The organism is Pseudomonas sp. GM49, from assembly GCF_000282355.1.
In the GTDB taxonomy this organism is placed as follows: domain Bacteria; phylum Pseudomonadota; class Gammaproteobacteria; order Pseudomonadales; family Pseudomonadaceae; genus Aquipseudomonas.
On record NZ_AKJL01000190.1, the window covers coordinates 1 to 8,331 of the forward strand.

3 protein-coding genes are annotated in these 8,331 nt (G+C 61.2%); all 3 read right to left on the bottom strand.

Annotated features, from left to right (window positions below; translation table 11 throughout):
• The coding region (gene recD / locus PMI29_RS12065; RefSeq protein WP_007999455.1) for an exodeoxyribonuclease V subunit alpha at window positions 1-1,155 on the bottom strand (1,155 nt) is incomplete at its 3' end.
• Complete coding sequence (recB, locus tag PMI29_RS12060; RefSeq protein ID WP_007999456.1) at window positions 1,152-4,841, bottom strand: exodeoxyribonuclease V subunit beta; 3,690 nt, start codon at window positions 4,839-4,841, stop codon at window positions 1,152-1,154. The genes recB and recD, both read right to left, overlap by 4 nt.
• Window positions 4,841-8,290, bottom strand: a complete 3,450-nt coding sequence (recC, locus tag PMI29_RS12055) for an exodeoxyribonuclease V subunit gamma (RefSeq protein ID WP_007999457.1) — start codon at window positions 8,288-8,290, stop codon at window positions 4,841-4,843. Before recC ends, recB begins: the two co-directional genes overlap by 1 nt.
• Between the last annotated feature and the right edge of the window lie 41 nt (window positions 8,291-8,331).

The window sequence follows — 8,331 nt, forward strand, 5'->3', positions numbered from 1 at the left end:
TCCCAGCCACTGGCGCGTCTGCGGGCTGTACCAGCCCGCCTCCGCGTCGCGACACAGATCCCCCAATACCGCACCGGCTTCTACCGAAGCCAACTGATCCTTGTCACCCAACAGCACAAGGCGCGCATGGGCTGGCAAAGCGTCGAGCAGATTGGCCATCATCTCCAGGTCGATCATCGAGGCCTCGTCCACCACCAACACATCCAGCGGCAGTCGATTGCCCGCATGGTGCCGAAAATGACGAGTCCCGGGCCGGCTGCCGAGCAGACGGTGAACGGTGGTGACGTCGGACGGGATCTTTTCCCGGATTTCTTCCGTGACCTTCAAGGTCCGGACTTGCTGGCTGATGGATTCTGTCAGACGCGCCGCAGCCTTGCCGGTAGGTGCGGCGAGGCGAATGCGCAGGGGCATGCCGGCCTCGACCGCCGGTGCCTGGAGCAACGCCAGCAAGCGCACGACGGTCGTGGTCTTGCCGGTTCCCGGCCCCCCCGTCACGATGCTGAAGGCGCTGCGCGTCGCCAGGGCACAGGCAAGCTTCTGCCAGTCGATCACTTCACCGGACCGGGCAGGCCCAAACAATCCGGTGAGGCGCTGGAGCAAGTCGCTCGGCGTGGACTCGTGTTCCGTCAGACGCTCGCGCAACGAAAGGTCGATCCGTCGCTCGTAGGCCCAATAGCGGCGCAGGTACAAGCGTTTGCCCGATAACACCAAAGGTCGGTCGCGCACGTTGTCACGACTGTCAGCAGCCAGAGCCACCAGGTTGCTGGCGGCCAGTACCTTGCACCAATGGGCCCCGTCCAGCGATCCGAGCAATTGCGAGGGCAACAGCATTGCGCCGCCTTGCACGTCACCTTCGGGCGGTAATGACAGGGCGAAGTCAGGTTCTTTCAGGGTCTCGAACAGGTCAAGGCAGACATGCCCGTGGCCCAATTGGTGGCTGGTCAGCGCGGCGGCCAGCAACACCAACGGATCACCATCCGGAGCCAGTTCATGCAGAAACGCCACAAAGGCTTTGTCCAGCGCTCGCAACCAGCCACGCTCTACCCAACGCGTGAGTAGCAACAGCAAGTCGTCGGCACGACTCAGTGGCGCGAGTTCGGCCAGGCTTTCGGCTGCCAGCGATGTGGGCAGCAAATCGGCGAATGTGCGACTCATAACAGTACTCCCTGTTCCCAGGCGGGCTCGACCCTGGGCTCTGGCTTGCCCTGGAACAGTCTGTCCAGACGCTCGATCAGTTCTCTTGGCGGACGGGTGAAAAACATACCCTGGCTGGCCGCACGCGTACCCCGCAAAAACAGGTACAAGGCACCGCCGACATGTCGGTCGTAGTCGTAATCGGCGAGCCGCACCTTGAGCTGGCGATGCAGGGCCAACAGGTACAACACGTATTGCAGGTCATAACGGTTGTCGAGAATCGACTGTTCCATGGCCTGCACTGTGTAAGCCGCATCATCGGCGCCAAGCCAGTTGGATTTGTAGTCGGCAACGTAATAGCGGCCGTTGTGCTCAAACGTCAGGTCGATGAAGCCCTTGAACATGCCGTTGAGCAACACAGGTTCGGCGGCCACCCGGGCCACGCCGTTATGGGTGTATTGGCACACCAGCGCGTCGAGCTTGAGCACATCGACCTTATGGCTGGCGAACCAGAATTCCATCTCGACCTGGTACTGCGTCAACTGCCCGAATATCACCGGGGCCTGACCGGCGCCCAGATGCAACGGCGACTTGAGCAGATGCTGCAGCCAGTCACTCAGCGTGGTGATCCAGCCTTCCCAGCCTCGACGATTGCAGCGACGGGCAATCGCGTCGATCACATCTTGTGGTGCCGCATCAAAACCCTCGCCCCCTGCCCATTCGAGTAAACCATGGAGGAAGGTGCCAGGGTTCGGACCGCGCGGGAAGCGATGGATATCGCCGCCACCAGCAACCACTTCTCTAGGGGCTTGCGGGTCGAGACGTTCGTCATCGAACAGTTTTTGCGCCTGCGGACTCTCCGGCGCTTCGTCCGTGCCGACACTCAGGGTGTCGCCAATGCGCAACGCGCTGTAGGAGGCAATCCACCAGTTTTCACTGGCCTTGCGTTTCGGGATCAGCGGAACCAGTAGCGCCGCTTCGCTTTGCGGTGGCTGGTAATGCTCTGTTGTCGCTTCAGGCAACTCGGCATACGCCAGCGCCGGGCAGTCCTGTTGCAGGTCCCGCAACCAAAGCTGCAACGCCGGGGAGTCGGCCAATGGCGCACCGCCGCCCAACAGATAACCCAATGCCGACAGATGCAGCACCGAGCCATTGTTGTTGCCGCGCTTGAGGTCAGCCACCCCCAGCCAGCAGGCGTGTTGCGCCCGGGTCAGGGCGACATAGAGCAAGCGCAGATCCTCGGCCAGACGCTCATCGTCAGCCAGGGCAATCAATTCTGCCGTCGGTTTCAACGTGACCTGGGCATTGCCTGATCCATCGTGGTAGTGCAACGGCAGCCGGCTGCCATCCACCGGTTTCGCCGAGCAAATGAACGGCAGGAACACCAACGGATACTCAAGGCCTTTGGATTTGTGAATGGTCACGACCTTGACCAATTGCTCATCACTTTCCAGACGCAGAATCTGCTCTTCGCCGGCCTGACCGGACAACACCAGATGCTCGGACAAATGCCGGATCAGTGCTTGCTCGCCATCGAGTTCAGCGGCCGCTTGTTGCAGCAATTCGGACAGGTGCAGGAGGTTCGTCAAAACCCGCTCGCCGTCACTGCGGGCGATCAACGCCTGGGGCAGACGGAAGTCGTGCAACAATCGGCGCAGCATCGGCAGTACGCCCTGCTTGCGCCAGACTTCGCGATAGCCACGGAACTGCATGACCCGGGATTCCCAGGCCAACTCGTCCTGATTCAGCCGCTCCAGCTCAGTCAACGAAAGGTTCAACGTGATGCTGGCCAACGCGGCCCGCAACGGGCGCTCGACATCCGGCTCGGCGCAGGCCTTGAGCCAGGTCAGCACGTCATGCGCCTCCTGGGCGGCGAACACCGAGTCCTTGTCCGACAGATAAACACTGCGCACGCCACGGGCGGCCAATTGCGCACGAACCGCCTGCGCCTCCTTGCCGTCGCGTACCAGGATGGCGATATCCGCCGGCAGCAGGCCCCTGAAGGCTTTGCCGTCCTGGGTGAATCCCGCTTGCCCCTGCTGCCCGCCATTGAGCAATGCGGTGATTTCACTGGCGCAGGCAGCCGCCAGAAGTTGCCGGTAAACCGCACCGGACAACGGCTGTTCGGCCGGCAAGTGCCAGATGTTCAAGGCCGGGACTGCCTGATCATTGATGCGCAAGATCTCTTTGCGGCCCTGGGAGGCCACCGGCATGAACGGAACCGGGTTGTCGCCGTTCTTCTCCCGAAAGAGGAAAGCACCGCGTCCTGACTCCCGGGCTTCAGCGCGCTCGAACACATGGTTCACCGCGTTGACCATGCCATGGCTTGAGCGGAAGTTGGTGCCCAGGGTGTGCAGGCGGCCGGTGGTGGCCTGACGGGCGCGAAGGTAGGTATGGATGTCGGCGCCGCGAAAAGCGTAGATCGCCTGTTTCGGGTCGCCGATCAGGAACAGGCCGCACTCGGGGCTGTTCTCTTCAATGCGGTAGATGCTCTCGAAGATCCGGTATTGCACCGGGTCGGTGTCCTGGAACTCATCGATCAGTGCGACCGGAAACTGTTCACGAATCAGGGTTGCCAGTCGCTCGCCGCCATCGGACTGCAAGGCTGCATCAAGGCGCAGCAACATGTCGTCGAAGCCCATTTCCGCACGGCGGCGTTTCTCTTCCTCGAATCGCGCCCCGACCCAACGGGCGGCGTGTTGCAGTACGGCGGCATCAGGCGATGGCAACCCATCGAGACAGGCCTTGAGGCCGGCCATCGCATCGAGCCCCGGATGTCGAGGCGCTTCGCCCTTCCAGGCTTCGGCCAATCCATCAGGGGTCAGGCGAGTGAAGCCGGTGCCGATATCCAGTTGCTCAAGGGATTCGTCCTCGGCCCAGGCTTTAATCTTTTCAAACCAGGGCTCGAAATAGCGTGCCTGCATCTTGCGACCGTCGACAGCCTTGCTGGCAACGCCCTGGTGACAGATCGCAAGCAACTCGTCCGCCCACTGGAGCCAGGGCTTCTTGAGTTCGATCAGGGCAACCCGTCGCTCGTGCAAGCATTGCGCAATCACCTCGGCGGGCTCTTTCCCTTGAGGCGTATCCCGCTCACTCGCGAACAGTGCACGAATCCGCGGCAGCAACGCCGCCGGTCCACCCCAATTGCTGCGCACCCAATTCAATGCGTCACCTTGCATCGGGTAACAGAACAGCCGCCAGTAATCGCGCAGGACTTCCCCCAGCAAGTCGCTGTGGTCGGTTTCCAGGGTCTGGGTAAACAGGCTGCCGCTGTCGAATGCGTGCTCGCGCAACATGCGCTGGCACCAACTGTGGATGGTCGACACCGCCGCCTCGTCCATCCACTGGGCGGCGATATCCAGGCGGTTTGCGCACCCGGGCCATTGCTCGGGCAAATACTGATCACGCAACTCGGCAATCAGGCTGTCGGGGGCGGGCGTTTCATCGCGGAAAAATCGTGCGGCCTCGGCGAGCCGCGTGCGAATGCGTTCGCGCAGCTCTTTGGTCGCGGCGTCGGTGAACGTCACGACGAGGATCTGCGGCGGCAACAGCTCTCGCCCGAACCCCGAGCCCTCGTCACCGTGGCCAAGGACCAGGCGCAGATACAACGCGGAAATGGTGAACGTCTTGCCGGTCCCGGCGCTGGCTTCGATCAGTTGACTGCCACGCAGCGGGAAGGCCAAGGCCAGAGGTGTCTTCGTGCTCATCAACGCGACTCCTCGCTGGACAGTGAACGCCAGGGTGCTTCAAGCAGCGGGCGATAGAGCGCATCACACCAGTCGGGGAAGGTTTCATCGGCGGTCAAGCCATCGTAATCGGCGAATTGGCGTGCGAGTGCCGGGCTTTCGCGACGCTCTCCTTCCGTCGTCTGCCCATCACCTTCATAGGCCTTGCGCGCAGCGGCTTCGGCTTTGACCGGGTCGATCTGCCCCAGCCACGCGAAGGCTGTCTTGACCGCGATCGGTAGCGGCTGGCGCATACCCGACTGCCAGGCCATCAACAGCTCGCCGAGAATTTTCTGTGCCGTGGACTCGTCCATCGGTCCGAGCAACAGGCTATCGTCGCTGGCCACCAGTGCGGTGGTCAACGCCATGCCACTGGCATTAGCCACCAAATGCGTGAGCCACGGGCGCGTCAGTCGATGCCATTTGCGCGACTTGATCGAGCCGATACTGTTGGGAATCGTAGTGATAGACAGCAAACCACCATCAGCACGCTGATGCAGGCCGCTGAGCCAGCCCTCGATCTGCAGGCCTTGCAGTTCAAGATTGACGGGCAACGCGCTGCTGAGCGGTGTTGGCCACAAAGCCAGGAGCTGTTGGTGGCGTTGCAACAAGTCAGGTAAAGGCTCGATCAATTCATGTTGCAGGCACTCACCGAATCCGGCCATGGGCAGCAGTCCGCTGTTTTGCAGGCGCTTTGCCTGATCTTCCAGTGCTTGTCCGATATTTCCCGGATCTGCCAGCGCCGCTTCGAGCAAACGGTCGCTGAGGCTGTAACGCTGCAACGCATCCAGGACAAAAGGCTCTTCATCGGCCAACGGCACTTCAGCTGCCTCGAAGAAGACCTTCAGTCGCTGGCTGAAAAAGTGCCGTACCGGATTGCGCAGGAAATCCTGCAGTTGACCGAGACTGAGTGGTTCGTCCTGAACGTGAGCCTCAAGCACTTCGGCGCTCGCCTGTTGCTCTGCCGCTTGATGAAGGACCTGCCATTCGGTGGCGTAGCTGAACGACTCATCCCCTTCGTGAAAGTAGCGGGCGCTGAAAGGTTGCAAGGGGTGTTCCCGGGTCATGGCTTCAAGCAGATCCTCGCCACTTTGTGCCAATCGCCAACCGCTGGCCAAGTGGTCACGCAACTGGCCGATCAGCACCGACGCAGGTCTCTCGCTGTTATCGCGGATGCTGCGGCCCACCCAACTGATGTAGAGCTGGTCCCGCGCCGACAACAGGGCCTCCAGTAGCAGGTAGCGGTCATCTTCGCGCCGGGAGCGATCGCCTGGACGGTAATCACTGCCCATGAGATCGAAATCCAGCGGTGGCTGCGCGCGCGGATAATCGCCGTCATTCATGCCCAGCAGGCAGACCAGTTTGAACGGGATAGCGCGCATGGGCATCAAGGTGCAGAAGTTGACCGCACCGGCCAAAAAGCGTTGGGACAAACGGCCCTGATCCAGACCTGCAAGCCAGGCTTCACGGACGACAGTCAGCGGCAACTCGTCCTGTAACCCGACGGATTCGCAGGTCTCAAGCCAGGTCTCGCGCAGCTCTTCGAGCTGGGCCAGCAAGTAGTCATCGTGTTCGTTACCGGCAAGGAAGAACAACTGCACCAACGCCTGCAAGCGCAAGCCCCATTGCCCCGGCGGCGCAGGCTGAGAGAGTTCGTGGTGAGCCACTTCCAGCGCGTCCAGCAGAGCAACCAGCGGACCAATGAGCGCAGCGTCCAGACCACCGATCTCGTCGTAGGGTTCGATCCCCTCATAAGCATCGGCGCTGCCAACGGCATAACCGAGCAACATCCGTCGCAAGCCGAAACGCCAGCTGTTTTGCTCCAGCTCATTCGGCAGCCCGAGCCCGGCACGTTGCTCGGCATTCATGCCCCAGCGAATGCCGGCACCTTCGATCCAGCGGTGCAGCGTCGGCAGGTCACGCTCCTCGACACCAAAGCGAGCGCGCAGTGCCGGAACGTCCAGCAGATCGAGAATCTCACTGACGGGGAATCGGCTGTCAGGCAACTTGAGCAGGTGCTCGACAGCAATCAGCAGCGGATCGCGACCACGCTGGCCCTGGTCAGCCAGAGTAAATGGAATGAAGCGTGGGTCCTGGCGGTCAAGCTGACCAAACACGGCACGAATATGCGGTGCGTAACTGTCGATGTCCGGGACCATCACGATGATGTCCCGGGGGCGCAATTGCGGGTCGGCGCTGAAGCGCGCGAGTAATTGATCGTGGAGGATCTCGACCTCTCGCTGGGCGCTATGAGCGATGTGAAAACGGATCGATCCGTCCTTCTGCAGATCGATGGCCGGCCAACGCTCCCGAGTCTCGTTGAGGGGGCGCAACTCGAGGATGTCATCCTGCAACTGGTTGAGCACATTCAGCGGATGACCGTCACTGAACAGGTCGATGCGCCCGTCACGGAATGCCGAGCGATAGCTGTTGGGATCGTCGTAACTGTCGAGCAGGTTGATGTAGTCCCGCCCCTGTTTACCCCAGGCAGCCAGCAGCGGGTGAGCATGCTGGTGCAGGATTTGCGGATCGATCACTACCGGCATGCCGCTCTTGCGGGCCTGACGCTTGTATTGATGCCGTAACAAGTCTTTATCGGCGACGATGTCCGCCCAATGATGACGACATGGGTTATGTACACAGAGCAGGACTTGGCTGAATCGTGCCAATCCCGCCAATGCTTCCAGGGCTTGAGCAGGCAGCGAAGAAATCCCGAAAACGATCACTCTCGAGGGTAATCCCTTGGGGGCTACCTCGAGATTGTTGATTCGCTCGACAAACCGCTGATGGACGCCGGCACGGCTTTGCGCCATGCCTTCTTCTCCCACATCCAGCAAGAGTGCGCGCCATAACTCTGCCTGCCAGCAATTGGCCGGCGTCAGGGGTTGGGCTTCGCCTCTGGCGTTTCTTGTTTGATGTCGACCTTCTGCCCAGTCTTCGAGCCAGTCAGCTCGGTACACCTGATATTGGTCGAACAGGTCCGCCAGACGCTCAGCCAATTGATAGCGTTTGCGCAGATCGGTGTCATGGGTCAGGAAACGCTGCAGCGGCTCGAAGTGCGGTTGGTTGATCAACTGCGGCAGCAGTCGCATCAGACGCCAGGTCAGCGGGGCTTTATCAAGCAGGGACTTGGCCGGAATCTCATCGCGGCCAAGGACCATGCGATAGAGCTGCCACATGAAACTGCCGGGCAACTGCACGTCGATGGCGGCGGCGATGCCGCAGCCTCCCATGTCGTCTTCCGCGGAATCTTCCGCCAGTGCCAACTTCAGCCATTGGGCAATGCCATTGCTTTGCACCAACGCGATTTCATTCTCCAGGGGAGCCAGCGGGTAGCGCCGCATCCAGCTGACCACCAGGCTGCGCAACTCGTCCAGGCGGTTGCCGTGAACCACCATAAAACCAGCACTGAGGGACGTCGCGTCCGGCATAAAGGCTTCCTTGGAAAATGCAAATTCGAGGGACGACTTTA